Source organism: Cryobacterium sp. RTC2.1 (assembly GCF_035018685.1).
GTDB lineage: Bacteria > Actinomycetota > Actinomycetes > Actinomycetales > Microbacteriaceae > Cryobacterium > Cryobacterium glucosi.
Genome location: NZ_JASJXJ010000010.1, coordinates 1 through 25,414 on the forward strand (window position 1 = coordinate 1; position 25,414 = coordinate 25,414).

The following is a 25,414-nucleotide window of genomic DNA, read 5'->3' on the forward strand; positions in this document are numbered from 1 at the left end:
CGGCGCCCCAGCCGAGCTCGGCAGCGCCGAGCCCGACCAGGGTGATCATGAGGAGCACCGGGGCGCTCGCACCCACGGCGAGGTGGATCGTTCCCGCGCCGATGGCGGCAGAGGAGAGCCAGAGGCGGCTGATCGGGGTCATCGAAGCTCCTGTTCGTGGATGCGTGGTGCGGCGTGCTGCGTGGCGAATGCGGGTGTGGAGCGGCCGGCGGTTCAGGCGACCGCGGAGTGGCGGACGACCTTGTCGGCGGCGAGGCCCGCACCGAGCAGCACGATCGCACTGGCGAGGTGCAGGAAGTGGTCTGGCGTGTTGAGGGCGAGGATGTTGAGCTCCGAGCCAGCGATGAAGAACCCGACGATGCCGAGGAGCAGGTAGACCGCGCCGATCGTGGTGTTGACGGACTTGGCCGCGGTGACGCCCGAGAGGCCGGCGATGAGCAGTGCGGCGCCGATCAGCAGGTGGGCGACGTTGTGCAGCGGGTTGACGGCGAAGAGGCCGAGCAGGAGCCCGCCCTGGGTGGCGATGAAGCTGACCCCACCCGTGACGGCGAAGCCGAGCAGGCCGACGAGCAGGTAGACGGCTCCGAAGACGGTGGCGACGAGGCGGTTCGGTGAAGTGCGCATGAGATTTCCTCCTGGTAGAGACCGCGGGGGTGCGGTTGCCAGTAGTTCGGAATGAACCTCACAGCGGATTGGTAGGCTCGCGGCATGAATATTCCCCCGGACACCAAGGACTGGACCTGGGTGCTCGAGCGCCCCTGCCCCGAGTGCGGTTTCGTCGCCGCGGATGTCGTCTTCGAGGACATCCCACGGTTGATCCGCGAGAACGCCGCGGCCTGGCTGCCCGTGCTCGAGCGAGCGGATGTCGCGGTGCGGCCGAGCGAGCACACCTGGTCCGCCCTGGAGTACGCCGCCCATGTTCGCGATGTGTTCCGTAGTTTCACCGTCCGGCTCGCGCTGATGCGCTCGGAGGACGACCCCCTGTTCCCGAACTGGGACCAGGACGCGACGGCCGTGGCGGAACGGTACGGCGAGCAGGCCCCGGAACGGGTCGCCGTCGAACTGGCCGAGGCCGCGGCATCCGCGGCCGTTGCGTTTACCGCGGTCCCCGCCGCCGAACTCGGTCGGGTCGGCAGGCGCAGCGACGGCGCCCGGTTCACTGTGACGACGATGGGACAGTACTTCGTGCATGACCCGGTGCATCACCTGCACGACGTCACCGCGGTGTCAGAGCACCGCTAGAGTCGCGGCTGCCGTTTCTGAGGCGGGCAGCGCAGGTGACGGTGGTGATGCACCGGGCGTGTGCGGCCGCCGCTACGCGGTGTGCCTCCGGTTGACGACGGCGCCATAGATCAGCAGCACGATGATCGACCCTGCAATGGCGAGCAACCAGCTGGACAGCTGGAAGAAATCGCCGATGCCGACGCCGAAGAGGAGGGACCCGAGCCAGCCGCCGAGGATCGCGCCCACCACTCCGAGGAGCAGGGTCACGAACCAGCCGCCGCCCTGGGTGCCGGGCAGGATGGCCTTGGCGATCGCGCCGGCGATCAGGCCGAGAAGTAGAAATCCGATGAAACTCATGTCAAGCGTCCTTTCGCTTACAAGCGTTGTCTCACATGGTGTGTCATCACATGCCTGCCCGCAGACTCTGGCGCGGGTGCAGGCCAACCTCCATCTCCGTCTTACTCATCGAGTCTGCCACGATCCGGTATCCCGGTCACGGGGTCGCGGCCCGAATGCAACCCGATTCGGGAATATGCCGTGAGTTACGATTGCCCTGCGCCCTGCAACTGATCACCCCCGGTCTCAGCGACTGCAGTGGCACCCCCGTTCTCGCGGCGGACGCCCCGGCGCAGATCGACGGAGGCCCTCTTGTCCGACAGAACACTGCCCGTGGTCATCCAGGGCGGCATGGGCATGGCCGTCTCGTCCTGGCGGCTCGCCAATGCGGTGGCCCGCACCGGCCAGCTCGGCGTCGTCTCCGGCGTCGCCCTCGACTCCGTCCTCACACGCAGGCTTCAGGACGGCGACGCCGGCGGACACATCCGCCGGGCGCTCGCCGCGTTCCCGGTTCCCGCACTGGTCGGGCCCGTTCTCGAGCGCTACTTCCAGGCCGAGGGCCGCGCGGAGGGCGAGCCGTACCTTCCCGTACCCAAACTGTCCCTGAAGCCCACCCGCGAGCAGCAGGAGCTCAGCGTGCTCGGCAACTTCACCGAGGTCTGGCTGGCCAAGGAGGGCCACACCGGGATCGTCGGGATCAACTACATGGAGAAGGTGCAGATGGCGACCCCGCCGGCCGCACTCGGCGCCATGCTCGCCGGGGTCGACTACGTCCTGATGGGCGCCGGCATCCCGCGCCAGATCCCGCACCTCCTCGATGAGCTCGCCGCCGGCCGGGTCGGCACGATCGACATCGACGTGCACGGGGCCGAAGCGGATGCCGTCCACACCGTGAGCGTGGATCCCGTCGACGTCCTCGGGCTGACGCCGGAGACCTTCCCGCCGCTACTCCGCCCGTTCTTCCTCGCCATCGTCTCGGCGCACGTGCTCGCGTTCTACCTCGCGCGCGATGCGGACATCCGCCCGGACGGGTTCATCATCGAGGGCCCGACGGCAGGCGGGCACAACGCGCCCCCGCGCGGCCGGCTCACCCTTGACGACGACGACCAGCCGATTTACGGCCCGCGCGACGACGCGAACATCGTCAAGATCGCCGAACTCGGCCTGCCGTTCTGGCTCGCCGGCGGCTACGGGCAGCCGGAACGCCTCGCCGTCGCGCTCGCCGCGGGAGCACAGGGCGTGCAGGTCGGCACCCTGTTCGCGCTCAGCCAGGAGTCCGGCCTCGCCCCCGAACTGCGCGACCAGGTGCTCGGCCGCCTCGACGCGACGGAGCTCTCGATCCGCACCGACGCCGCCGCCTCGCCGACGGGATTCCCGTTCAAGGTGGCCCAGCTGCCGGGCACGTTGTCCGAACCGGCGGTCTACGCCGACCGGGTGCGTCTCTGCGACCTCAGCTACCTGCGCGAGCCCTATGCGAAGAAGGACGGCACGGTCGGGTTCCGCTGCCCGAGCGAACCCGTGCACATGTACGTGCGCAAGGGAGGCACCGCCGAGGATGCTGCCGGCCGCGCCTGCCTCTGCAACGCGCTCACCGCGACCGTCGGCCTCGGCCAGACCCGCAAGACCGGCTACGTCGAGGCGCCGCTGCTGACGCTCGGCAACGACATCGACGGGGCCGCCGTGCTCCTCGCTGCACATCCGGAAGGGTGGAGCGCCGCGGACGCCATCGGCTGGCTGCTCCGCGACGCCCCGGTCTCCCCGACCGCCTCCTGACCACTACCTTTCCGGTCGAGAGTGCCCGTTACAGCGGTCACTCTCGACCGGAAAGGTGACTCTCAAGCTGCTTCAGTGACGGTGAACTCCGCTGTCATCGTGTGGCTCGTGCCGGGGGCGAGGGTGATCGCGGCTGCGCCCACGTTGCAGGTCTCGACGCAGACCATGCCGGTCCATTCCTGGGAGCCGAAGTCCGCCATTGCCGCGGCCTTGTCGATCCATGGGTTCCAGACGACGGTGCTCTCGGAGCCGGTCTTCGCGACGGCGATGCTGCGCGTCCCGTCCTTGATGACCGTGGTGGCCGTGGTGCCGGGGTAGACCCGGTCGGTCTCCGCCACGAAGCCGACGGGGCCGTCGGCCCCTGGCTCGAGCGTGCCGCCTGAGACCTTGTCGAGGAACGGGGCGCCCTCGAGCCCGGTGACCGTCGTCCGGTGGATGTCGTCGATCGCGAAGTAGCTGTGCAGCGCCTCCTCGACGGTCACGGCCACCGTGTCCCGGTTGGTCACGGTCAGCTCGAGGCGGAGCGTCGCACCGACGGTCACGGTGTAGCGGGCTTCGAACGGATGCGGCCACGCCGACGCGCGCGTCGCGGGCGAGTCCGTCAGGTGGAAGGTCAGCACCACATCGTCAGCGACCTCGGCGGCGCCGGACAGCTGCCACTCGGTCACGCGGGCGAACCCGTGGGCCGGCGCCGTCGTATCCGCTGCGTTCGGACCGAACCAGGGGAAGCAGATCGGGATTCCGCCGCGGATGGCGGTGCCCGGGGTGAAGCGGCTCGCCGCGCTCATCCAGAGCACGGGGGCTCCGCCGGCCGGAACCCACGAGGCGACGTGCGCACCGTGCAGGTACACCTCGGCCGACCCGGCGCGGCCGGTGACACGGACGATGGGGAGCCCGCCGACGCCGGGGGCGAGGTGGACGGACGCCGGCAGGACGGGAAGTGCTGTGGGAATGGTTGACATGGGAAACCTCCAGGGTTCACCTGATTTTCCCACAGTGGGACTGTTGATGAGCGGGCGCGATTCTCAGCCGGTGCCTGCCCGCTGTGTGGCAGACATCGGACCATCAGGGTGCGGTTAGGCGACTGCGACCGGTGGCGGGTTCTTCGACTCGACATAGGCCCGCGTGACCGCAATGTCCTGGTCGCCGAAACCGTGTGCGGTGAGATCGGTGAAGGTGTCGAGCAGCAGACGCAGCTGAGCGGCATCGGTGCCGGTTCGATCGGCTTCTTCGAGTGCGTAGCGGAGGTCCTTGATCATGTACCTGGCGACTCCGGACGGGCGATAGTCCGCGTCGACGATACGCCGCTTCCGGCTGTCCAGGACCCGACTGCCCGCGTACCCGTTTTCGAGAAGGTCGAAGAGGGCGCCGAGGTCGAGGCCGCTCCGTTCCGCCAGGACCGCAGCTTCGCCGAGCGCCAGAATATTCGCCGCCACGATGAGTTGATTGCAGAACTTGGCGATTGCGCCGGCACCGAGCGGACCGAGGTGCGCCGGGGTCCCGATGGCCCGTAACACGGGCAGTGCGAGGTCGACATCGTCAGCGCTGCCGCCGACCATAATCGAGAGTGTCCCCGCGACCGCACCGTCTTCGCCGCCGCTCACAGGGGCATCGACGACGTGGAGGAGACCGTTGGTCTCAGTTGCGAGCCTGTCCGCGAGCTCACGGATGCCGGACGCGGAGGACGTGGAGGAAATCACCAACAAAGTGAGGGTCGTGATACCCGAAACGATACCGTCGGGGCCGTTCAGAACCTGTTCAAGTTGCGGAAGGTCCGGGAGCATGTCGACGATGATGTCGGCCTGTTCAGCGAGCCGCCGCGGGGATTCCGCCCAGGAGGCTCCCGAATCCAAGAGTTCGGAATAGCGTTCGCGTCCTCGGTCGCTGATGACAACGTTCCAGGAGGCTGCAGGGCTGCGCAGGAGGCTTGCAGCCATCGGGCGGCCCATCACTCCCAATCCAATGACTCCGACAGTAAGCGAATTTGCAGCAGGAAAACTACGTTGGTTTGACATGTCGTTCACTCTAGCGAACTCTGTTCAGTAGGATGGATGCAGCTTGACATTCAGGAGCGCCGCACACCGACCCCTATTCGGCGCAGAAAAGGGTAAATACAGTGATCGAATCAGATACTCGCCTTCGAGTCGTTGTCGCGGCTCCACTGTCCGAGGAACTATGCCACCGCATCGAAACGGGTGAACCCCGCCTGCAGCTCATCCGCGATCAGGAGCTGTTGCCCCCGCAGCGCCATCCCGGCGATTTCAACGGCGACCCTTCCTTCCACCGCACTGCTGCGCAGCAGGAGCGCTTCACGGCCCTCGTCGATAGCGCGGACGTGCTCTACGGCATCCCGGACGTCGATTCCGCGGCACTGAAGAAGACCGTCGGAGTCAACCCGCGCTTGCGCTGGGTGCAAACCATGGCGGCGGGCGGCGGCGGACAGGTTGCCGCCGCAGAGCTCAGCGCGGCGCAGCTGGAACGGGTTGCCTTCACGACTTCCGCCGGCGTGCATGGCGGTCCCCTCGCCGAATTCGCACTCTTCGGGGTGCTCGCCGGCGCCAAGTCATTGCCGCGCCTCCTTGCCCAGCAGCACGACCACACCTGGAGTGGCCGCTGGACCATGGGGCTTGTGAGTGAGCAGACGGTCCTTGTCGCCGGTCTCGGTGGCATCGGTGCCGGAGTCGCTTCCCGTCTTGCCGCACTCGGCGCACGCGTGATCGGCACGACCCGTGGCTCGCAGGACATCCCGGGAGTCTCCCGCTTCATCCAGCCCGAAGAAATCCCCTCCGTGGCGCACGAGCTGGATGCTGTCGTCGCGACCCTGCCCGGGACCGCTGCGACCAACGGACTCTTCGGCAGCGACTTCTTTTCCCGGATCAAGCCGGGCGCGACCGTCGTGAACGTGGGACGTGGGACCGTCATCGACCAGGACGAACTGTTGCGTGCGCTGCGGAACGGCCGGGTCGGGTTCGCGGCCCTCGACGTGTTCGCCGAAGAACCCCTCGCCACCGACAGCCCATTCTGGGATCTGCCGAACGTCCTGGTCAGCCCGCACACCGCCGCTCTCAACGCTGCAGAGGACCGGCTGATCGCCGAGCTCTTCACCCGCAATGCCACTCGCTTCCTCGACGGACAACCCCTGATAAACCGGGTCGATACCGTCGAGTTCTACTGAAAGACACAGGAGAGAACTGATGAACACGCTATTTGACGTCTCGGGGAAGACGGCACTCGTCACGGGATCGAGCCGAGGAATCGGACTTGCGCTCGCGGGCGGCCTCGCGGACGCGGGAGTGCGGGTTGTCGTCCACGGACGCAACCGCGATCAGGTTGACGCGGCCCGCTCCGGGCTGGAGAAATCCGGCCGGGTGGAAACGATCGCATCCACCTTCGACATCACCGACCCGGCCGCCGTCGCCGATGGAATCGCGGCGATCGAGAATGAGTGGGGTGTGCTGGACATCCTGGTCAACAACGCCGGAATTCAGCGCAGGGCCCCGTTCACCGAGTTCACCTTCACTGACTGGAACGACATCGTCGCGACCAACCTCACCGGTGCATTCCTGGTCGGCCAGCAGGCCGCTCGAGGGATGGTGACCCGCGGCAGCGGCAAGATCGTGAATATCGGATCGGTGCAAAGCCAGCTCGGGCGAGCAGGCATTGCGCCATACGCTGCGACCAAGGGCGGAATCTCGATGCTGACGAAGGGCATGTGTGCTGATCTTGCGGTCAGCGGCATCCAAGTGAACGCCCTCGCGCCCGGGTATTTCGCGACCGAGCTCACGAAGGCTCTGGTCGCGGACGAGGCCTTCAGCTCCTGGGTGCGCACGCGAACACCTGCCGGACGCTGGGGCGATGTCGCAGACCTGGTCGGCACCCTGATCTACCTCGTGTCGCCCGCGTCGGACTTCGTCAACGGGCAGACGATCTTCGTCGACGGCGGAATGACCGCCGTGGTGTGACGAGACCCGGTCAGCAACCTGGCCTGCGCACAGCGGATTCAGCGAACGGAACCACATTCACAGGACAGAGGAGTCCAACATGTCGAATATTCACACCGGCGTTCTCGGCGTTGTCGCCCACGCCAAGGGAGACCTTCGGGTCGAGGCCATCGGAGAGCCGCGGCCTGAGGCTGATGAGGCGGTCGTTGAGGTCGCCTTCGGTGGCATTTGCGGATCAGACCTGCACTACTGGCTCGATGGGGCGGCCGGAGAATCCATTCTCCGAGAGCCGCTTCTGCTCGGGCATGAAATCGTCGGAACGGTCGTCACGTCGGCCGCAGACGGATCCGGACCCGTTGCCGGGACCCGTGTCGCGGTACACCCCCTGACGCCGGGGCCGGGTGATGGCAGTCGCTATCCGATCGAGCGGCCGAATCTTGCACCGGGCGGGACCTATCTCGGCAGTGCTGCCCGGTTCCCGCACCGGTCGGGTGCATTTGCCAGGCGGGTCGCGCTGCCCAGCCGGATGCTGCGGAAACTCCCGAAGGGGCTGTCGCTTCGCGACGCCGCTCTCGTGGAACCGGCCGCCGTTGCGTGGCACGCCGTTGGGCGAGCAGGCGAGGTGCGCGGCAGACGAGCTCTCGTTGTCGGGTGCGGTCCGATCGGGTCGCTCGTGATCGCCGTGCTGCGGCACCATGGCGCAGCGGAGATCATCGCGGTCGACACGGTCGAGCCGCCCCTGTCGAGGGCGCGCCTGCTCGGTGCGACCCAAACGCTCCTCGCCACCGATGCGGACGCGATTGCGCGCGTCGACGCCGATATCGTGATCGAGTCGTCCGGCAACTACCGGGGACTCGAATCGGCGGTGCGCGGTGCCACCCGTGGAGGACGCATCGTGATGGTCGGACTGCTGCCGTCCGGCGAGCAGCCGGCCCTGATCTCGCTGGCGATCGTCCGCGAGCTGGAACTCGTCGGATCGTTCCGGTTCAATGACGAGATCGACGAGGTCGTGGCCGCTCTCGCCGACGGCTCCCTCGACGTCGGCGGAATCGTGACCCAGGTCTTCCCCGTTGGTGAGGCCGCTGCGGCCTTCGAAATCGCCCGCGACCCCGCTGCATCCGGCAAGGTCTTACTCAGCTTCGAAGAACGGGACTAGAACGCCATGATCAACTCCGTCCAACATCCGCTTGTCGTCGTGATGGGAGTGTGCGGTGCGGGCAAGTCGACAGTCGGTGAACAGCTTTCGCGGGCCATCGGCGAGTCGTTCATCGACAGCGACGTGCTCCACCCCGCGGCCAATATCGCCAAAATGGCCGCAGGCCGTCCCCTCGACGACGCGGACCGGATGCCGTGGCTCTCGCTCGTCGGCGGCGCCCTTTCCGCCGCGCGAGCCGATGGCCAGGGGCTCGTCATTGCATGCTCCGCGCTCAAACGGAGCTATCGGGACGCGATTCGTGCCGAGGCGCCTGGAACGTACTTCGTGCACCTTTCTGGTACTCCTGAATTACTGGCGGCGCGCCTCCGCGACCGCGGAGGACATTTCATGCCGCCTGAGCTTTTGGAGTCCCAACTCCGTACTCTTGAGCCGCTCTGCGACACCGAGGAGGGAACCGTCGTCGACATCGCCGCAGGGGTCAGCGAAATTGTTGCCGCTGCGGTCACGTCCCTGCGGGTTCCGGCGGTGTCTCAGTAGCTGCCGAAGCCTCGACCAATGAAATCAAAGACTGCCGACGTATCGGTGGATGACGGCGAGATCCTGGTCTCCGAGGCCCGCTTCGGTCAACCGTAGGAAGGATTCCCGCACGGCGGCCAGGGTCGGGGCCACCGTGCGGGTATCTGCAGCAGCGGCTGCCGCGAAACTCAGGTCCTTGACCATGAATTTGGCCGCCCCTGTTGGCGTGTAGTCGCGCTCGACGAGCCGTCGACCCTTCGTCTCCAGAACGCGGCTGCCCGCATAGCCGCCCTGGAGAAGGTCCAACAGGGCGCCAAGGTCAAGGCCTGAGCGTTCGGCGATCACGCTCGCTTCGGCGATCGCGCTCATTGTCGCAGCGACGATGAGCTGGTTGCAGGCTTTGGCCACGGCGCCGGCTCCAAGTGGCCCCAGTCTCAATGGGGACCCACAGGCGCTGAGGACCGGCAGGACGCGTGCGACGGGTTCGACGTCGCCGCCGACCATGATCGAGAGTATTCCTGCTTCCGCGCCTTCGGTGCCGCCGCTGACGGGGGCGTCGACAAGAACCATTCGCCCGTGCGTACCGTGACGGAGTCGAGCGTCGACCGTGCGCAGTCCGGCAGCTGAGACCGTGGCCGAGACGACCACGACAAGCTCCGTGGACGCTTCGGCGACGCCGTCTGGCCCGAAAAGAACCTCCTCCACCTGAGGCAAATCGGGAACCATGAGGATGAGGACGTCCGACTGCTCCGCGAGTTCGCGCGGCGTGCCTGCCCATGCCGCTCCGGCTGCCAGTAGCGCCGCAGAACGTTCTCGTGATCGCCCCGTGACCGTGACTTTGCGGATGTGCCTGTCCGGTCCGCTGGCGCGGAGCAGGTTCAGGGCCATGGGCAACCCCATGTTTCCCAGCCCGATCATTCCCACGGATACAGGACCTGATTCGGCGGGGGGCAACGTTGACATTTGAACAGCATACAGAACCGCATTCACCACTGTGGATGGTGGTCGCCCCGTGAAAGTGGGCGACTGGTACCATCGGGGTGTGTTTCGGCTGCCGCCATGCGGCGCAGCGCGGCGCCAAGGAGGAAGCGGAATGAGCGTCATCGAGGTTGAAAAGGGTGCTCAGGCGCCGGCAGTCTTGAAGGCGGTCAGGATCCTCGATCTGCTCGCGCTCTCGCCCGGCCGCGCCCGTTCCTTGAGCGATATCGCGCGAGAGTTGGGTATAGCCAAGTCGTCGACGTCCAATCTGTGTGCGTCGCTCGAAGAGGGCGGGCTCATCCGGCGAAGCGGTGGAGGATATCTACTGGGCAGACGCGCGGTCGAGCTCGGAAGCGCTTACCTCGCGGGGTTCGACCAGATTCGGGAGTTCTACCGGATCTGCGAAGAGTCGGAGGTGCTCACCACACAACTTGTGCAGATTGCAATGTTGGACGGAGCCAGGGTCCTCTATCTGGCGGCGTACGAAGGGAGGGAGCGGTTCCCGTTGTCTGCGGGCGTCGGAGATCGCTACCCGTCGTCAGCGACCGCGGTGGGTACGGTACTCCTCGCGGAACTACCACCGGACGAGGTTGAAGCGCTGTACGCGGACCCCAATCGACTCGTGACTTTCACTGATCGTTCAACGAAGGACCTGGAGACGTTGCAGCGGAAGTTGAAGATGACGCGTGAGCGCGGATATGCCATCGATGAGGGTGAGATCCACTTGAGCGTGGTCGGTTTGGCAGTCCTCGTCCCTTCGACGCGAAGCGGAGAACCATCGTTCGGAATCGGTGCGTCGCTGGTGCACCCGAATGATTCACCGGAGGAGCGGGCGCGCGTCCTGGCGGCTCTTCGGATGGCGGCAGCGGAGCTGACGCGACCGACGATTGTTCCTGTCGAAAAATAATCGTTCAGAATGCCGAACTCTGTTCAGCCGGGTGTAGCATCATTCCTACGGGCACAGACGCCCGCATCGACGCCTCGACTTGGGTGAATTCCGAGTAATTCATTCGACTCAGGGGTCATCCAATGGAGGGTGAGACATCGTGAGCAGTGAGAATCAACCGGGCGGTTCCAGTGGGGCTTCGGATCCGGATTACGCGGCGAATCTTCGTCGGGCCACTTTGGCATCAAGCGTGGGCAGTGCGCTGGAATATTACGACTTCGCCCTGTACGGGCTCGCGTCGGCCCTGATCTTCAGCAAGGTATTCTTCTCCAACCTCACACCTGCCGTTGCCCTGGTCGCGAGCTTCGCCACCTTTGGGGTGGCCTTCGCCGCACGTCCACTCGGGGGGCTTTTCTTCGGCACGATCGGCGACAAGCTCGGTCGTAAATGGGTTCTACTCACGACGATCGCCATCATGGGTGGCGCATCCACTCTCGTCGGCGTCTTGCCGACCTATGAGCAGGCCGGCCTGTGGGCCCCGGCTCTCCTGGTTTTGCTCCGGCTCTTGCAAGGCTTCGGTGCTGGCGCCGAACAGGCGGGCGCGACGGTCCTTATGGCCGAATACGCACCCGTTCGCCGACGCGGCTTCTTCGCGGCCCTCCCCTTCATTGGGATTCAGGCAGGAACCTTGCTTGCCGCGGGAGTGTTCGTCTACCTCGGCACCCTCCCCACGGAGGTCCTGCTCGCGGGAGTGTGGCGCATTCCCTTCCTCGCCTCCATCCTGCTCATCGGTGTCGCCGTCTTCATCCGGATGCGCCTGCGGGAAAGCCCGACATTCATCACTCTCGAAAAGCAGGATCAGGTTGCCGAGAGTCCCCTCCGCGAGGTTTTCCGCGGCTCATTCCCCTCGGTTCTGCGTGGAATCGGCCTGCGGATGGCGGAGAACGGGGGCTCCTATATCTTCAGCACTCTCGCCGTGAGTTTCGTGGTCACAACCGTTGGAGTCGGCACGTGGATCGGCCCGCTCGCCGTCGCGGTTGGATCGTTGGTCGGGATGGTGACGGTTCCGTTCGCCGGTCACCTCTCTGATCGCTTCGGACGGGTCCCCGTCTACCGGTTCGGCGCGGCGGTCCTTCTGGTGCTTGCCTTCCCCGGCTGGTGGCTGCTGTCGCTCGGAAACCCTGTAATCGTCATCATCGTGATCGCCGTTGCAATCGGCCTCGGAGTCAACACCATGCTCGGCGCGCAGTGCGCGCTCCTTCCTGAAATGTTCGGCAACCAACACCGGTATCTCGGTGTTGCGACGTCACGGGAATTCAGTGCCATCCTTGCCGGCGGGATCGCGCCGGTCCTCGGTGCTTTCCTCATCGGCGCCAGCGGTGGGGCCTGGTGGCCGCTGGCCATCTATGTCTTCATCCTCGCCGCGATCACGTTCGCAACGACTTTCGTGACACCCGAGACCCGCGGCCGTGACCTGACGCTTCTCAACGACGCACTGTTCGACAGCGCGGTTCAGGTTGAGACACGTCCCGAACACATGGTGTCGCACAAGGAATTCCTCGCACGTGTCGGCAGCTGACGCAGCTTCTCTCCTCATTCGACCAAATCAGAAAGCACAGCATGCGGATAGCACGACTCGAAACTCCAGAAGGGCCCCGCTCTGCGGTGGCCGTGGACGATCGTTGGGACTTCATCATCGATCCTTTCGCCCGGGAAATCATCTTCACCGGGGACTCGACACCCATGGACGGTGCCGTGCTCCTTGCCCCGGTGCAACCCGGCCTCGTCGTCGGAATTGCTCATAACCTCACCAACAACAACCACGTCCTGCCCATTCAGGCCTGGCAGAAATCGGCACACACCGTCGCGGGGCCTGGCGACGAGATCCTGGCTCAGCGTGGCGTGGGAACGGTCAACGTCGAAGGAGAACTTGCCGTCGTCATCGGGCGATCGGCTACCGCGCTCACTGTAGAAAACGCCTTCGACTACGTTCTCGGATTCACGGTCGCGAACGACGTGACGAACGTCGATCAGGTGCCCGTCGACGAAAAGAACTTCCAGAGCAAAAGTGGAGTCAACTACACACCGCTCGGCCCCTGGATCGAGACCGAGGTGGCCGACCCCGAGAACGTGAGCACAGAGGTCGCGATCAACGGTGAGGTGCGCGCCCGGTCCGGGTCGTTCAACCTCCCGTCGAGTGTTGCCGCGACACTCGCATACGTGACGCGCTGGCTCACCCTGGAACCCGGGGATGTGATCATGACCGGTGCTCCGAACACCTTTGTCGCCGTTCATCCCGGTGATCGCGTCGACATCACTCTCGAGGGGATCGGAACGCTCAGCAGCACCGTCGGCTGATCGTCAACCGGGAAGTCCCGGAGCCCGGATGCTCGCCCTGCAGGCTGCAGGGCGAGCACCCGGGCTCCGGCATGTCACGCACCGAGGGCCTTGACCCGCACTGAACAAGTGTTTAGCATGTTGAACATGCGTACAGCTCGTCCCTCTCCACCGGAGGACCTCACGGCGCGCGCCTTGATCCGGGATGCCGCGATCGTTCATTTCGCTCAGGACGGCTTCCGCAAATCGAGCCTGCGGGCGATCGCCGCCACCGCCGGCGTGAGCGCGAGCCTCGTCGTGCATCACTTCGGCAGCAAGGAGCGCCTCCGCGGGGAGTGCGATGAATTCGTGATCGGCACCATGCTGGCCGCGGCCCGCGACAAGGCGAGCCCGGCGGGACTCCAGGCCGTGATCCAGGGATACCTCGCGAACCCCGCGGAATACGAGGTCGACGTCGCCTACCTGTCGCGGGCGATCGCGGAGGAGACGGCGGCCGGCCGGACCTTCGTGGACACGATCGTCGACGAGACCGAGGCGATCATCCGGGCCGGAATCGCGGACGGAACCATGAACCCCTCCTCCGACCCGCGCGCGGTGGCGGTCCTGATCGCGACGACGAGCCTGGCGATGATGACGATGAGCGCACACCTCGCCCGGTCGCTCGGCTTCGAGGGCCTGGGTCTCGGCCAGGAGACGATGCGGCGGCTCGCGCTGCCGTCGGTCGAGCTGTACACCCACGGGCTCTACACAGACGAGACCGTGCTGAACGTCACCCGGAAGGCGCTCGCGGCAACGCCGGAGCCCGCTGCGGCACCCCCGGCAGAGCCCATGCCGGCCCAGGAATACCCCAGTCGAGAGGACACCCGATGAGTCACGTCGAAACAGCGAGCTGGCCACATCCCGGGGCGTCGTCCCCGCCCACGGATGCCGCGATCCAGGCCGTCGAGATCACCAAGCGCTTCGGCAGCACCCAGGCCCTCCATGGTGTGACCTTCACGGTTCCCCGCGGCAGCGTCTTCGGCGTGATCGGCCCCAACGGAGCGGGCAAGACCACGACCATGCGCGCCCTGCTCGACATCATCCGGCCGAGCTCCGGGCACGCGACCGTTCTCGGCACCGACTCGCGCAACGCCGGCCCCGAGTTGCGCCGGCGGATCGGCTTCCTGCCCGGAGAACTCATCCTCGAGGGCCGCATCACCGGACGAAAGCTCCTGCAGCACTACGCCGACATCTCCGGTCCCGTCCGCACCGGGCACATCGAAGAACTCGCCGAACGGTTCCATCTCGACCTCGCACAGCCGGTGCGCAAGCTCTCCCGCGGCAACAAGCAGAAGCTCGGCATCGTGCAGGCGTTCATGCACGAGCCGGAACTCCTCGTGCTCGACGAACCGACGAGCGGGCTCGACCCCCTGATGCAGCAGGAGTTCCTGCTGCTCGTCAAGGAGGCCCGCGACGCCGGCCAGACCGTATTCCTGTCCTCGCATGTGATCAGCGAGATCCAGCAGGCCGCCGACGAGGTCGCGATCCTCCGGGACGGGCGCATCATCACCGTCGCGAGTGTCGAGGCACTGCGCCAAACGGCCGTGCGTCACTTGCGGATGACGGCCACCGGCATCCGCCCCGCCGACCTCTCCGAGCGGCTGGGCCGGCTCGACGGCATGGCCGGGCTCGTCTGCATGGCCGTCACCAGCCCCGCTGGGGCCGCAGCCACCGAGGCGACCGCAACCCTCGAGGGTGCGATCCAGCCCTTCATCCAGGCCGTCTCCACGCTCGACCTCACGGATCTCGTTCTCGAGGAACCCGACCTCGAGGAATCCGTGCTCGCGCTCTACACCGCGCCGGAGGATTCCGCAGAGTCGCACAGGGCCTCCCGGGCGACCCGAACCGCCCGCGGGTCCCGAGCGGAAAGGAAGGAACCGAAATGACCGCGTCCACGGAGACGGATGTCCGCCGTGCGCCCCTGCCGATCTTCGGCAAGGCGTTCGCAGACGGCCGGCGAGCCCTGCTCGGCTGGGGAATCGGCATCGCGGCGGCGATCTTCCTCTACCTGCCGCTCTACCCGAGCATGATCGGCACGTCCGAGATGCAGAAGCTCATCGACTCCCTGCCGCGGGCCCTGATCCGTACCCTCAATTACGACCAGATCAGCACCGGGGCCGGCTACACCCAGGCGACGGTCTTCGGCCTGATCGGGTTCCTGCTGATGAGCATCGCCTCGATCGGCTGGGGCGCGGCCATGCTCGGCGGCGACGAGGAATCCGGCCAGCTCGAGCTGACCCTCGCCCACGGCGTCACCCGGGTGCAGGTGGTCGTGGAGCGGTTCGCGGCGCTCGTGCTGAAGGTCCTGTTGATCACCGCCCTGATGTTCGTGCTCATCGCGCTCCTCAACGGCCCGAGCCAGCTCGGCATCGACGTCGGGTACCTGGCCCAGACCTGCCTGCTTTTCGCGGGCCTCGTGCTGCTCTGCGGCAGTGTGGCGATGCTCGGCGGCGCGCTCACGGGCCGCAAGGTGTGGGGCATCGGTGCCGGAGCGTTCGTCGCGGTCGTCGGCTACGTCTTCAACGCCCTCGGCAACCAGAGCGCCGACCTCGAGTGGTTGCACGGGCTCTCGCCCTACTACTGGGCGTTCGGAAACTACCCGATGACGAACGGGGCCCCGCCGCTTGCGCTCCTCGCGTTCTACGGCGGTTCCCTGCTCGTCGCGGCGGTGACGGCACTCGTGCTGCGCCAGCGCGACATTGGCGTCTGAGCGGAGCCGGCAGGCCCCGGCGCGGTAGCGTGAGGCTTTCACCACGTTCAGCAAGGGAGCGCTCATGAAGGTTGTCGTCACCGGTGCCAACGGAAAAGTCGGTCGGGCCGCCGTCCAGGCGCTGCTCGCAGCCGGCCACGACGTGACGGGGGTCGACCTCGCCCGCCCGGTCTTCGAGCGGGCGGTGGAGGGCGCGGCGCGCTACCAGATGGCCGACCTGACGGATGCCGGTGAGGCCTTCGCCGTGATCCGCGGAGCCGACGCTGTCGTGCACACCGCCGCGATCCCGGACCCGACCGCGAATCCCGCCCACGTCGTGTTCCGCACCAACCTGATGGCGACCTTCAACGTTCTCGAGGCCGCCGTCCGCTTCGGCGTGCCGCGCTTCGTGAACATCTCGAGCGAGACGGTGCCGGGATTCCTGTTCGCCGAGCGCGGCTTCCTGCCTGAGTATGCGCCCGTCGACGAGGACCACCCGGCGCACCCGCAGGACCCGTACGCGCTCACCAAACTCTTCGGGGAGCAGCTGATGGATGCCGCCGTCGCACGTTCGGACATCCGGTGCATCTCCCTGCGGCCGAGCTGGGTGCAGAACGAGGACAACTACGAGCAGAACCTCGGGCCGCTCGTGCGCGACGCCGCGTTGGCCAGCGGCAACCTGTGGAGCTACACCGATGCATACGACCTCGCGGACGCCATCGTGCTCGCCGCCGAATCGGAGCTGCCCGGCCATGAGGTGTTCTACATCGCCGCGCCGGACACTGCAGGCGGGCGCGACTTCGCCGCGATCCTGCACGAGCACTATGGCGACACGATCCCGCTGCGGCCCCTCTCCCGCCCGGATGCCTCGGGCATCTCGAGCGCGAAGGCGCAGCGCCTGCTCGGCTGGGCGCCGAAGCGGTCCTGGCGAGACTACCTCGACGCCGACGGCAGGGCGCTGGCGAGCTCGTGACCCGCGTTCGTAACACGGAAGAGTTAGGCTGACGCCATTCCAGTCTCCGGTACACCCGTCCCCGTCCGTCCCTCCGCCGAGCCGGAAATCGAGCCGACGGGCATCCCCCGTGGCTCCGGTTCCGGCGCCGTCGTGCTCGGCGCGCACTCCTATCCCGCCGCCCTCGTCGCCCGCGTGCGTGAGGCGACGGATGCCGCCGCGGCGGCCTGCCTGCCCTGGCTCGGCCGGGGCGACAAGATCGCCATCGACGACGCCGCCGTCACGGCCATGCGGGACGTGCTCGCCGATGCTCCGTTCGAGGGCACCGTCGTCATCGGCGAGGGCGAAAAGGATGCGGCCCCGATGCTGGCCAACGGCGAGGCGCTCGGCCAGGGCGGCGCCCCGCTCTGCGACGTCGCCGTCGACCCGCTCGACGGCACCCGCCTCGCGGCCTCCGGTCTCCCCGGCTCGATCTGCGTGATCGCGCTCGCCCCCCGCGGCACGATGTTCGATCCCGTCGACGTCTTCTACATGGACAAGCTCATCTGCGGCGCGGCCGGCCACGGGGTCGTCGACATCCGCCGCCCGATCGCCGAGAACCTCGCCAGGCTCGCCGCCGTCACCGGGGTCGCCGTGAGCGACCTCGTCGTCGTCGTGCTCGACAAGCCCCGTCACGCGGTGCTCATCGCCGAGATCCTCGCGACCGGCGCCGAGCTCCGGCTCGTCGGAGAGGGCGATATCGTCGCCGCCGTCGCGGCCGCGACCTCAGGGACCGACGTCGACGTCGTCGTCGGCATCGGTGGGACACCCGAGGGCATCATCGCGGCCTGCGCCGTGCGGGCACTCGGCGGATTCATGCAGGGGCGCCTCGCGCCCCAGACGCCCGAGCAGCACGCCGCGGCGCTCGCGGCCGGGCACGACCTCGACCGGGTGCTCGAGCTCGACGACCTCGTCGCGAGCGAGGCTGTGCTGTTCGTCTCGAGCGCCGTCGGCTGAGCCGGCTCAGTCGGAGATTCTCGCGAAACGCCGCTGGGCCGGTCGGCGGATGCGGCGTGTCGCGAAAATCTCCGACTGAGCGCGTGCGCAGGGGCGCGGGGGCGCGGAAACGTCAGGCGCCGTCCGCGCCGCCGTACCGCTCGGTCCGGATCCGGGCGGGATCCCGGCCAGCCCGCACGAGGGCGTCCGCCACGAACTCGACAAAGGGGGTCGCGCCGCACACGAACGTGAGCGCGCTGGTGCCGAGGGTCTGAACGCTCGCCGCGAGGCCGGTGACGTCAAGGCGGCCGGGTGCGTGGGGCCATCCGCTCGGGGCACGCCGGGTGTACACCCAGTCGAGGTCGAAGCGCGGGGAGACCCGGGCGAGCTCCTCGAGTTCGGCGCGGTAGTACGCCATCTCCGGTGAGCGCACCGAGTAGAGCAGGCGGAACGGAGCCGGGTGCGCGGCCGCCTCATGGGCGCGGATCATGGCCATCAGCGGAACGACGCCGGAGCCGCCGGCGATGAGCTGCACCGGCGCGGGTTCCTCCTCGCGCCAGACGAACCAGCCGCCGATCGGTCCGCGGATCTCGAGCCGGTCGCCGACATCGAGGCCGCGCACGAGATACGGCGAGACCTCGCCATCGTCGAGTTCCTCAACGGTGATCTCGAGAACCCCACCCGGTGCGGCCGAGGCGAGCGAGTACGAGCGCACGGCGGTGTACCCGTCCGGTGCGGTCAGGCGAACGTCGATGTGCTGGCCCGCGACGAGCTCGGGCAGCTGGGGCAGGGCGGCTGAGGCGGGCAGCCGCATCCGGATCGTGCGGGCCGTCGGGGTTTCGGCGTAGGCCTCGACGACCAGGGCGTCGTGCCAGTCCGATGCGTTCCACGTGGAACGGGCGGCGCTCGCCGGGACGTCGCTCACCAGTACCGTTCTTCACGCCAGGGGTCGCCGTGCATGTGGTACCCGTTCTGCTCCCAGAAACCGGGATCGTTGCGGGTCGACAGCTCAATGCTCCGCACCCACTTCGCGCTCTTCCAGAAGTACAGCGCGGGCACGAGCAGCCGGGCAGGGCCGCCGTGCTCCGGAGCCAGCGGGGCGCCGTCGAACTGGTGCGCCACCCAGGCCTTGCCGCCGCGCAGCTCGTCGAGCGGCACATTGGTCGTGTACCCGCCGTAACTGCGGGCCATCGCGAACCCGGCCCCGGTGTCGACGCCCTCGAGCAGCGTGTCGAGGGAGACGCCGCGCCAGCCGGTGCCGAACTTCGACCAGCTCGTCACACAGTGGATGTCGACGGTCACGTCTTCCTGCGGCAGCGCCTGGAACTCGTCCCAGGTCCAGGTGGTCATCAGCCCGGACTCGCTCGTGATGCTGAAGCGCCACTCCTCGGTGGACACCCGCGGGGTGGGTCCGATCGAGAGTACCGGGAAGTCCGTGACGAGGTGCTGTCCCGGCGGCAGCCCGGGGACGGGTTCGCGGCGACGGCCCATGAAACCGGGCGAAAAGAGACCCATGGCGACTCCTCCAGAGATGCGATTGCCGGATTCGCACAGCCTAGCGGCGCGATTGTCAGGACGCACCTGCCGGAATACCCTGAGCACATGTGCGGACGCTTCGCGATGGACAAGGACACCGACGATCTGATCCAGGAGTTCGTCGCGACCGGCGGCGACTTTCGGGACTGGCGGCCGTCGTACAACATCGCGCCGACCGATCGGGTTCCCGTGGTGCGCGAGTGGGAACACGACGGAACGATCACCCGCGAGGTTGACGCGGCGACCTGGGGGCTCACGCCGGCCTGGTCGACCGGCGGCAAACGACCCGCGCCGATCAATGCGCGCCTCGAGACCGTTGCCACCAACGGGATGTTCCGCACGGCCTTCGATTCGCGCCGGTGCATCGTCCCGATGACGGGCTACTACGAGTGGGAGGACCTCCCAGACGGCAAGCAGCCGCACTTCATCCACGGCGACGGGCTCCTCGCAGCGGCCGGACTCTACGCGGCGCGCAAGGAGAGTGACGACTCCTGGTCCCACAGTATGACGATCATCACGAGGGAGGCCCGCGACGCTTCGGGCGAGATCCACGACCGGATGCCCGCATTCCTCGAACGGAATGTGTGGGACGAGTGGCTCAGACCGGGGAAGCTCACCGACCCGAATCACCTGCTCGACCTGCTCGACCGAACGTCCAGCGCCGTTGCGGCCCACATCGAGAGCTACCCCGTGTCCCGGCGGGTGAACAGCGTGCGGATGCCCGACGCCGAACGGCAGGACCCGGCACTCATCCGGCCGCTGTCCTGAGGCGCACAATGGAAGGGCGGCCGTCGAATAGGGCCGCAGCTGGAGATACTCCGTGCCCGTCCCGTCCGCCCAACCTGCAGCATCCGTTCTGCACACCCCGCTCGCCCCGAGTCGCGCACTGCTCGCGCGGGCGCAGCGGGTCATCGTGATCGCCGGCGCCGGGATGAGCGCCGACATCGGGACGCCCGTCTACTGGACCGGGGACAACGCGGCATACGGTGACACCGTCTCGCACTACGGCCACACCAACCTCGAGCATTCCTGCGCGCCGCTCTGGCTCGAGGAACCCGACCAGCAGGCCGCGTTCTTCCGCGAGACCTGGCGGGAGATGCGCGAATCGGAGAAACCTTCCCGGCCCGCCGACCCGTACTTCGTGCTCCAGGACTGGCTGGATGCCGCCGCGAAGGACTCCTTCGTGCTCACCTCCAACGTCGATACCGCCTTCACCGACCACGGCTTCCCTGCCGAGAAGCTCCTCGAGATCCACGGCGCCTACGATCGCTCCCAGTGCCTGGCCGAACCGGAGGCGCACGGCGTCTTCCCGACCGTCGACCCGACGCTTGCCACCACCTTCTGTCCCACCTGCGGGAGCCTTGCCCGGCCGAACGTGCTCTTCTTCGACGACTACTGGTTCAACAACGCCGCGAACGAACTCCAGGAGGACGACTTCCTCGACTACCAGCGCCCCCTCGCAGCGGAGGACCCCGGCAGCACGGTCATCCTCGAGATCGGGGTCGGCCTCACCGTGATGAACCTGCGCAACCTGACCTGGGACCTGCACTCCCGGTACGACATCCCGATCGTGCGCATCAACCCGTTCCACGTCGGCCGCGGCGATGACGTGTCCGCGGGGAGCGCGCCGATCTATGAGCACCAGCTCACCGCGCTCGTCGGGCTCCGCGCCCTGCTCGGCTAGCCGGCGGGCACGCTGCGGCCTGCCGGGCCTGACGGGTCTGTCCGCCGAACGAGAGACGAGCCTCAGGGGGCCTGTCGCAGGTCGGGTTTGTCCGGTGAGCCGGGCGGCGGAGTCAGCACTTCCACATTGCTCTTCCGGAAGGCCTTGGCCAGGTCGGGCGGCGGGGCCTGGTCGGTGATGAAGTAGTCAGCCCGGCCCAGCTCGGCGACCTGGGCGAAAAGCTGACGCCCGAATTTCGTTGAGTCCGCGAGGATCGCGACGCGCGAAGCCCGGGCGACCATCTCGCTCATCATGACCGCCTCGGCGAGGTTGCTCGTCGAGTATCCGCCATCGGCGGAGACGGCCCCCACCGAAATCAGGGCCAGGTCGCAGCGCACATCGAGGTCATTCCCGCTGCCCGCGAACTGAAACCCGACGGGTCCGATGGTCGACTGGCCGCTGAGGCGCACGGCGCCGCCGAAGACATAGAGGTCACGACAGACATCCGGTGGCATCTCGATCGGAATACGGAGGTTGTTGGTGGCCACCGTCAGGTTGCGGTGCTTGTCCAGGTGGCGCACCGCTGCCAGCGTCGTCGTGCCGGCGTTGATCATGATGACGGAGCCGTCCTGCACGAGTCCGGCCGCCAGGGCGCCGATCTTGTCCTTCGCGGATGTCTGCAACCGCAACCGGAGGTCAAGTTTCTTCTCCGTCGTTTCCATGACCGATTGGCTGACCGCTCCGCCGTGGGTCCTGACCAGTACCCCGTCGGCATCGAGCTGGTCGAGGTCCCTTCGGATGGTGTCGGCCGAGACTCCGAAGTGCTCCGCGAGAGCCCCGACCGTGACCTGACCTGCTTCTGACACGTACAGGGCGAGATCGGCCTTGCGTCCCGCGGGCAGGCGGGCGGCCTGATCGGGCCGGTTCGAACGCGGGGCCGGGGAAGGGGACATGCCTGATATTAGCATTTTCTTGCATTTTCGTTCCGTGCTTTGTTGATTTCATCGGGCCAATTCCGGAGTTTCACGCATGACCCTGCATGCATGAGTGACTCCGACTTGGTCGGCTCGACCGGTGAATCCGGCGAAATCAGGGTGTTGGCGCGTACAAATTGGTGCATTTGTATGCTTGACGATCGGCAATTCACTCCGCTACTATCATGCAACAAGGCGCAGAAAAGCGCATACAACAGCAGAACACAGCAAAACTTGGAATGGAGAACCATGAATAGCAAAGGCGCTATGGTCCGGAGGGCTGTCGTCCCTCTTGTCGTCGCAGGAATGGCCGTCACCCTCATCACCGGGTGCAGCACCAGTAGTTCGGTCACCGCGACTGCGGATCCGAACGAGAAGGTCACGCTGGAGTTTTCCCAGTGGTGGGAGCCGGAACTGCCCGCTGGTGCACTGCGCACCCTGATGGACGAATTTCAGACGGAGAACCCGAACATTACGGTCAAGCTGCTCAGCGCGCCGTACGCGGCAACCAAGGACCAGACGGTTGCCGGCGCGGCCTCGGGAGTTATGTCCGACGTTGTGGGACTTGACGGGGCCTGGGTGAGCGACTTCGCCAAGCAGGGCGCGCTCGCCGACCTCTCCCAGCTGATGAAGGACGCCGGGTACGACGAGAGCCAGCTGGCCAGCCAGGTCAAGATCAAGGACTCGACCTTCATGATCCCGGTGCTCAACTTCGTCTATCCCATGTTCACCAACGACGATCTGTTGGCCAAGGCCGGCGTCACGGCACCGCCCACCAACCGCACCGAGTTCACCGCGGCGGCCGAAGCTGTCACCAAGACCGGGGACGCCAAGGGTTGGGTCCTCCCGCTTTCCCTCCAGGCGCCGAACGGAATCCAGAATGACGTCATGTCCTGGGCGTGGGCATCCGGTGGCAGCATGCTCAAGAACGGAGCCCCGGACCTCACGAACGCCGCGGTGAAGAGCGCGACCAATTACGTGAAGGACCTCTGGGACAAGGGCGTCATCGCCCCCGGTTCCCTCACCATGACGGAACAGGACAAGGTGGAGGAATTCACCAACGGCCGGGTCGGCATGATGATCGACTCCCTGTCGCACGTCACGAGCATCCGGGAGAAGAACCCGAACCTCAAGTTCAGCATTTCCGCCATTCCCGCGGCGGACGGTTTCACCGGCAAGCGCGGCATCCCATACGCGTCGTGGGGCATCGGTGTCTCCGACACCGGAAAGCACAAGGCGGAGGCCTGGAAGCTCGTGCAGTTCCTGATGAGTGAGAAGACCAACTCCACCTTGTCCACTCTCGCCCACGCCTTCCCCGGGAACACCAGCTCCACTCCGGACTTCACCGGAACCGACCCGCTCTTCAAGACGGCATTCGACATCTACAAGAGCGGCACACCCGTCAACGAGTTCGTCGGTCTCCCGGTCGCGGAACAGCTGATGCGTGACTTTGACGAGCAGTTCCAGGGCGCGCTGACCGGGACCCAGTCTGTCGACGACATGCTGACCAAAGCCCAGGGGGCCTGGACCGCGAAGTTCTAGCCAGTCGGAGACAACTCAGCCTCGCGTGGCCGCGTCAGGACTCGTGCCTGACGCGGCCACCCAAACTCAAGGAGGGATCACGTCTTGAGAACAACACGCACCACAGGTGCTGAGCGGACTACCGCGGCAAAGTCGCTGACCGGCAGGCTCACGCCGTACGGATTCATCTCCCCGACGGCGGCCCTGCTCTTCATCCTCATGTTCGTCCCGATCGCCATGGTCATGGGCTACTCCGTCATGGACAACGTCATCACCAACAAGCATCCGGAGTTCGTCGGGCTGGACAACTACGTCAAGGTCCTCACCAACGGCGTCTTGCCGACTGCCGTACTCAATACGGCGATCTTCACCATCGTCAGCGTGATCGCACACCTCGTGCTCGGCCTGTTGTTCGCGATGATGCTCAATACGAAACTACTCAGCAATCTCACCACCGGGCTCTTCCGGGTGATCTACGTGCTGCCCTGGCTGTTCACGGTCGCCATCATCGCCATCCTCTGGCGGCTCCTGCTCAACCCGAACGGCGTTATCAACTATGTTCTGGTCGGCCTCGGGATCACTCCCACCGGCATCGAGTGGCTGTCGACACCGGGAACGGCGCTTCTGGCCGTCACGTTCATCAACATCTGGGCCGGGTACCCGTTCTACATGGTCAGCCTCCTGGCCGGCCTGCAGGGAATTCCGACGGACCTCTATGAAGCAGCCAAGGTGGACGGGGCTTCAGCGCTCCAGCAGTTCTGGCACATGACCCTGCCCCAGCTCAAGCCCATCATCATCAGCATGTCCCTGCTCGACGTCATCTGGACGTCGCAGCAGTTCGCGCTGATCTGGATGACCACCGGCGGTGGGCCCATCAACGCAACGGAGATGCTGAGCACATTCACGTACAAGCTGGCCTTCAGCAACTACGAGTTCTCCCAGGCCTCCGCGAGTGCCGTCCTGCTCCTGGTCGTGTCGACAGTCCTCGCATACGTCTATGCCCGATACCAGAAAGCGCGGGAGTGATATGGCTGCGACCCAAAGACGCGTTCGCCTGGTGAAGAAGGCCGGGCTGTTCATCGGCCTGCTGATCGGCGCCGTGTTCGCCGGATTCCCGGTGGTGTGGATGGCGTCGAGCTCGTTCAAGTCGAATACCGAGATCTTCGCCTCGCCGCCGAAACTGATCACGGACAACTTCTCCTGGGATGCGTACACGTCGATCCTGACCGACCCCACCAAGGTGCGGTTCTTCATCAACAGTTACGTGGTGTCCCTGTCCGTGACGGTGCTCACGCTCCTCATCGCCATCCTGGCGGCGTATGCCTTCAGCCGGTTCGAGTTCCGCTTCAAGAAACCCCTGAACATGATCATCGTGAGCGTGCAGGGCGTCCCGCCCATCACGCTCCTCATTCCGTACTTCGGATTGATGGTGACTCTGGGCCTGTACAACACCTACCTGGGCTTGATCCTCACCTACATGGTGTTCACGCTGCCCTACGCGATCATCATGATGACCGGCTACTTCAACACCCTGCCCAAGGAACTGGACGAGGCAGCCCGGGTCGATGGGGCGAGTGCGATGGGAGCGCTCTGGCGCATCCTCGTGCCGATATCCATCCCGGGCATCGTCTCGGTGGGTATCTACACCTTCATGATCTCGTGGAACGAGTTCCTCTTCGCGCTGACCCTGACTCGCACCCAGGACATGCGTACCGTGCCCATCGGCATCCAGTTGCTCATGGGCCAGAACTCCTACGAGTGGAACCAGATGATGGCGATGAGCATCCTCGGGTGCATCCCGGTCCTGCTCCTCTTCCTCTTCTTCCAACGCTTCTTCATCGGCGGCATGACTGCAGGAGCGGTCAAGAACTAGCCGCGTCTGCCTTTTCCCTCTCGTCTCACCCCAACCAAGGAGAAC

27 protein-coding genes are annotated in these 25,414 nt (G+C 66.3%); 19 read left to right on the top strand and 8 right to left on the bottom strand.

The features are described from left to right. Positions 1-213: 213 nt before the first annotated feature. Positions 214-624 carry a DUF4383 domain-containing protein gene (locus QN357_RS02565; protein ID WP_134448480.1) on the bottom strand — a complete coding sequence of 137 codons (411 nt, stop codon included), beginning with the start codon at positions 622-624 and terminating at the stop codon, positions 214-216. An 84-nt stretch (positions 625-708) separates the two neighbouring features. On the opposite strand from QN357_RS02565, the gene QN357_RS02570 reads away from it, so the two are divergent. Continuing rightward, positions 709-1,242 carry a DinB family protein gene (locus QN357_RS02570; protein WP_323504420.1) on the top strand — a complete coding sequence of 178 codons (534 nt, stop codon included), beginning with the start codon at positions 709-711 and terminating at the stop codon, positions 1,240-1,242. Between the two features lie 72 nt (positions 1,243-1,314). Here the strand turns inward: QN357_RS02570 and QN357_RS02575 are convergent, their stop codons facing one another. Next, the gene (locus QN357_RS02575) at positions 1,315-1,581 is read right to left on the bottom strand and encodes a GlsB/YeaQ/YmgE family stress response membrane protein (protein WP_134448476.1); all 267 of its coding nucleotides are present in this window, start codon (positions 1,579-1,581) and stop codon (positions 1,315-1,317) included. Positions 1,582-1,872: 291 nt separating this feature from the next. Between QN357_RS02575 and QN357_RS02580 the strand changes: the two genes are divergently transcribed. Continuing rightward, positions 1,873-3,333 carry a nitronate monooxygenase gene (locus QN357_RS02580; protein WP_322136854.1) on the top strand — a complete coding sequence of 487 codons (1,461 nt, stop codon included), beginning with the start codon at positions 1,873-1,875 and terminating at the stop codon, positions 3,331-3,333. Positions 3,334-3,395: 62 nt separating this feature from the next. Here QN357_RS02580 and QN357_RS02585 read toward each other — a convergent pair whose 3' ends face one another. Both QN357_RS02585 and QN357_RS02590 read right to left on the bottom strand, forming a co-directional pair. After that, on the bottom strand, positions 3,396-4,295 hold the full coding sequence (locus QN357_RS02585) for a D-hexose-6-phosphate mutarotase (protein WP_322189047.1): 900 nt from the start codon (positions 4,293-4,295) through the stop codon (positions 3,396-3,398). Positions 4,296-4,409: 114 nt separating this feature from the next. Then, positions 4,410-5,348, bottom strand: coding sequence for an NAD(P)-dependent oxidoreductase (locus QN357_RS02590; RefSeq protein WP_322189049.1), 939 nt, complete (start codon positions 5,346-5,348; stop codon positions 4,410-4,412). A 218-nt stretch (positions 5,349-5,566) separates the two neighbouring features. Between QN357_RS02590 and QN357_RS02595 the strand changes: the two genes are divergently transcribed. The 4 genes from QN357_RS02595 (at position 5,567) to QN357_RS02610 (ending at position 8,967) form a co-directional block, all read left to right on the top strand. Then, positions 5,567-6,508 carry a D-2-hydroxyacid dehydrogenase gene (locus tag QN357_RS02595; RefSeq protein WP_241975191.1) on the top strand — a complete coding sequence of 314 codons (942 nt, stop codon included), beginning with the start codon at positions 5,567-5,569 and terminating at the stop codon, positions 6,506-6,508. Between the two features lie 19 nt (positions 6,509-6,527). Continuing rightward, positions 6,528-7,295 carry an SDR family NAD(P)-dependent oxidoreductase gene (locus QN357_RS02600; RefSeq protein WP_134448468.1) on the top strand — a complete coding sequence of 256 codons (768 nt, stop codon included), beginning with the start codon at positions 6,528-6,530 and terminating at the stop codon, positions 7,293-7,295. 79 nt (positions 7,296-7,374) lie between these two features. After that, positions 7,375-8,430: an L-idonate 5-dehydrogenase gene (locus QN357_RS02605; protein ID WP_134558142.1), complete on the top strand. Its 1,056-nt coding sequence runs from the start codon at positions 7,375-7,377 to the stop codon at positions 8,428-8,430. A 6-nt stretch (positions 8,431-8,436) separates the two neighbouring features. After that, entirely contained in the window at positions 8,437-8,967 is a 531-nt protein-coding gene (locus QN357_RS02610; protein WP_134448464.1) for a gluconokinase, read from the top strand. 24 nt (positions 8,968-8,991) lie between these two features. Here the strand turns inward: QN357_RS02610 and QN357_RS02615 are convergent, their stop codons facing one another. Next, positions 8,992-9,909: an NAD(P)-dependent oxidoreductase gene (locus QN357_RS02615; protein ID WP_322189053.1), complete on the bottom strand. Its 918-nt coding sequence runs from the start codon at positions 9,907-9,909 to the stop codon at positions 8,992-8,994. A 130-nt stretch (positions 9,910-10,039) separates the two neighbouring features. Here QN357_RS02615 and QN357_RS02620 point away from each other — a divergent pair, with 130 nt between their 5' ends. The 8 genes from QN357_RS02620 (at position 10,040) to QN357_RS02655 (ending at position 17,823) form a co-directional block, all read left to right on the top strand. Next, complete coding sequence (locus tag QN357_RS02620) at positions 10,040-10,831, top strand: IclR family transcriptional regulator (RefSeq protein WP_134448460.1); 792 nt, start codon at positions 10,040-10,042, stop codon at positions 10,829-10,831. A gap of 229 nt (positions 10,832-11,060) precedes the next feature. Continuing rightward, a complete protein-coding gene (locus QN357_RS02625) occupies positions 11,061-12,389 on the top strand; it encodes an MFS transporter (protein ID WP_241975193.1) in 1,329 nt (442 codons plus the stop codon). A gap of 41 nt (positions 12,390-12,430) precedes the next feature. Further along, positions 12,431-13,168, top strand: coding sequence for a fumarylacetoacetate hydrolase family protein (locus QN357_RS02630; RefSeq protein ID WP_134448456.1), 738 nt, complete (start codon positions 12,431-12,433; stop codon positions 13,166-13,168). 126 nt (positions 13,169-13,294) lie between these two features. Beyond that, positions 13,295-14,017, top strand: coding sequence for a TetR family transcriptional regulator (locus QN357_RS02635; protein WP_134448454.1), 723 nt, complete (start codon positions 13,295-13,297; stop codon positions 14,015-14,017). Next, positions 14,014-15,072, top strand: a complete 1,059-nt coding sequence (locus QN357_RS02640) for an ABC transporter ATP-binding protein (RefSeq protein ID WP_134558145.1) — start codon at positions 14,014-14,016, stop codon at positions 15,070-15,072. The genes QN357_RS02635 and QN357_RS02640 overlap by 4 nt, the downstream gene beginning before the upstream one ends. Then, on the top strand, positions 15,069-15,896 hold the full coding sequence (locus tag QN357_RS02645) for an ABC transporter permease subunit (RefSeq protein ID WP_134448450.1): 828 nt from the start codon (positions 15,069-15,071) through the stop codon (positions 15,894-15,896). Before QN357_RS02640 ends, QN357_RS02645 begins: the two co-directional genes overlap by 4 nt. A gap of 64 nt (positions 15,897-15,960) precedes the next feature. Further along, positions 15,961-16,848 (top strand): NAD-dependent epimerase/dehydratase family protein, encoded by an 888-nt coding sequence (locus tag QN357_RS02650; protein ID WP_134448448.1) that lies wholly within the window; start codon positions 15,961-15,963, stop codon positions 16,846-16,848. Between the two features lie 132 nt (positions 16,849-16,980). Continuing rightward, the gene (locus QN357_RS02655; protein ID WP_241975195.1) at positions 16,981-17,823 is read left to right on the top strand and encodes a fructose-bisphosphatase class II family protein; all 843 of its coding nucleotides are present in this window, start codon (positions 16,981-16,983) and stop codon (positions 17,821-17,823) included. 112 nt (positions 17,824-17,935) lie between these two features. On the opposite strand, the gene QN357_RS02660 is transcribed toward QN357_RS02655, so the two are convergent. Beyond that, positions 17,936-18,727 (bottom strand): ferredoxin reductase, encoded by a 792-nt coding sequence (locus QN357_RS02660; protein WP_241975196.1) that lies wholly within the window; start codon positions 18,725-18,727, stop codon positions 17,936-17,938. Next, positions 18,724-19,317 (bottom strand): sulfite oxidase-like oxidoreductase, encoded by a 594-nt coding sequence (locus QN357_RS02665; protein WP_134558146.1) that lies wholly within the window; start codon positions 19,315-19,317, stop codon positions 18,724-18,726. Before QN357_RS02665 ends, QN357_RS02660 begins: the two co-directional genes overlap by 4 nt. Positions 19,318-19,404: 87 nt before the next feature. Here QN357_RS02665 and QN357_RS02670 point away from each other — a divergent pair, with 87 nt between their 5' ends. Both QN357_RS02670 and QN357_RS02675 read left to right on the top strand, forming a co-directional pair. After that, positions 19,405-20,106, top strand: a complete 702-nt coding sequence (locus QN357_RS02670; protein ID WP_322189059.1) for an SOS response-associated peptidase — start codon at positions 19,405-19,407, stop codon at positions 20,104-20,106. A 52-nt stretch (positions 20,107-20,158) separates the two neighbouring features. Beyond that, positions 20,159-21,022: a Sir2 family NAD-dependent protein deacetylase gene (locus tag QN357_RS02675; RefSeq protein WP_134558148.1), complete on the top strand. Its 864-nt coding sequence runs from the start codon at positions 20,159-20,161 to the stop codon at positions 21,020-21,022. A gap of 62 nt (positions 21,023-21,084) precedes the next feature. On the opposite strand, the gene QN357_RS02680 is transcribed toward QN357_RS02675, so the two are convergent. After that, complete coding sequence (locus QN357_RS02680; RefSeq protein WP_134558149.1) at positions 21,085-21,954, bottom strand: DeoR/GlpR family DNA-binding transcription regulator; 870 nt, start codon at positions 21,952-21,954, stop codon at positions 21,085-21,087. A gap of 270 nt (positions 21,955-22,224) precedes the next feature. Here QN357_RS02680 and QN357_RS02685 point away from each other — a divergent pair, with 270 nt between their 5' ends. From QN357_RS02685 to QN357_RS02695, 3 genes are all read left to right on the top strand, one after another. Next, a complete protein-coding gene (locus tag QN357_RS02685; protein ID WP_198413433.1) occupies positions 22,225-23,517 on the top strand; it encodes an ABC transporter substrate-binding protein in 1,293 nt (430 codons plus the stop codon). 84 nt (positions 23,518-23,601) lie between these two features. Beyond that, entirely contained in the window at positions 23,602-24,522 is a 921-nt protein-coding gene (locus tag QN357_RS02690) for a carbohydrate ABC transporter permease (RefSeq protein ID WP_241975197.1), read from the top strand. 1 nt (position 24,523) lies between these two features. Continuing rightward, the gene (locus QN357_RS02695; protein ID WP_134448438.1) at positions 24,524-25,369 is read left to right on the top strand and encodes a carbohydrate ABC transporter permease; all 846 of its coding nucleotides are present in this window, start codon (positions 24,524-24,526) and stop codon (positions 25,367-25,369) included. Positions 25,370-25,414: the final 45 nt, after the last annotated feature.

Coding starts and splice junctions, on each gene's coding strand:
- QN357_RS02565 (WP_134448480.1), bottom strand. CDS start 624: ATGCGCACTTCACCGAACCGCCTCGTCGCCACCGTCTTCGGAGCCGTC.
- QN357_RS02570 (WP_323504420.1), top strand. CDS start 709: ATGAATATTCCCCCGGACACCAAGGACTGGACCTGGGTGCTCGAGCGC.
- QN357_RS02575 (WP_134448476.1), bottom strand. CDS start 1,581: ATGAGTTTCATCGGATTTCTACTTCTCGGCCTGATCGCCGGCGCGATC.
- QN357_RS02585 (WP_322189047.1), bottom strand. CDS start 4,295: ATGTCAACCATTCCCACAGCACTTCCCGTCCTGCCGGCGTCCGTCCAC.
- QN357_RS02590 (WP_322189049.1), bottom strand. CDS start 5,348: ATGTCAAACCAACGTAGTTTTCCTGCTGCAAATTCGCTTACTGTCGGA.
- QN357_RS02600 (WP_134448468.1), top strand. CDS start 6,528: ATGAACACGCTATTTGACGTCTCGGGGAAGACGGCACTCGTCACGGGA.
- QN357_RS02605 (WP_134558142.1), top strand. CDS start 7,375: ATGTCGAATATTCACACCGGCGTTCTCGGCGTTGTCGCCCACGCCAAG.
- QN357_RS02610 (WP_134448464.1), top strand. CDS start 8,437: ATGATCAACTCCGTCCAACATCCGCTTGTCGTCGTGATGGGAGTGTGC.
- QN357_RS02615 (WP_322189053.1), bottom strand. CDS start 9,909: ATGTCAACGTTGCCCCCCGCCGAATCAGGTCCTGTATCCGTGGGAATG.
- QN357_RS02620 (WP_134448460.1), top strand. CDS start 10,040: ATGAGCGTCATCGAGGTTGAAAAGGGTGCTCAGGCGCCGGCAGTCTTG.
- QN357_RS02630 (WP_134448456.1), top strand. CDS start 12,431: ATGCGGATAGCACGACTCGAAACTCCAGAAGGGCCCCGCTCTGCGGTG.
- QN357_RS02635 (WP_134448454.1), top strand. CDS start 13,295: ATGCGTACAGCTCGTCCCTCTCCACCGGAGGACCTCACGGCGCGCGCC.
- QN357_RS02640 (WP_134558145.1), top strand. CDS start 14,014: ATGAGTCACGTCGAAACAGCGAGCTGGCCACATCCCGGGGCGTCGTCC.
- QN357_RS02645 (WP_134448450.1), top strand. CDS start 15,069: ATGACCGCGTCCACGGAGACGGATGTCCGCCGTGCGCCCCTGCCGATC.
- QN357_RS02650 (WP_134448448.1), top strand. CDS start 15,961: ATGAAGGTTGTCGTCACCGGTGCCAACGGAAAAGTCGGTCGGGCCGCC.
- QN357_RS02665 (WP_134558146.1), bottom strand. CDS start 19,317: ATGGGTCTCTTTTCGCCCGGTTTCATGGGCCGTCGCCGCGAACCCGTC.
- QN357_RS02670 (WP_322189059.1), top strand. CDS start 19,405: ATGTGCGGACGCTTCGCGATGGACAAGGACACCGACGATCTGATCCAG.
- QN357_RS02680 (WP_134558149.1), bottom strand. CDS start 21,954: ATGTCCCCTTCCCCGGCCCCGCGTTCGAACCGGCCCGATCAGGCCGCC.
- QN357_RS02685 (WP_198413433.1), top strand. CDS start 22,225: ATGAATAGCAAAGGCGCTATGGTCCGGAGGGCTGTCGTCCCTCTTGTC.
- QN357_RS02695 (WP_134448438.1), top strand. CDS start 24,524: ATGGCTGCGACCCAAAGACGCGTTCGCCTGGTGAAGAAGGCCGGGCTG.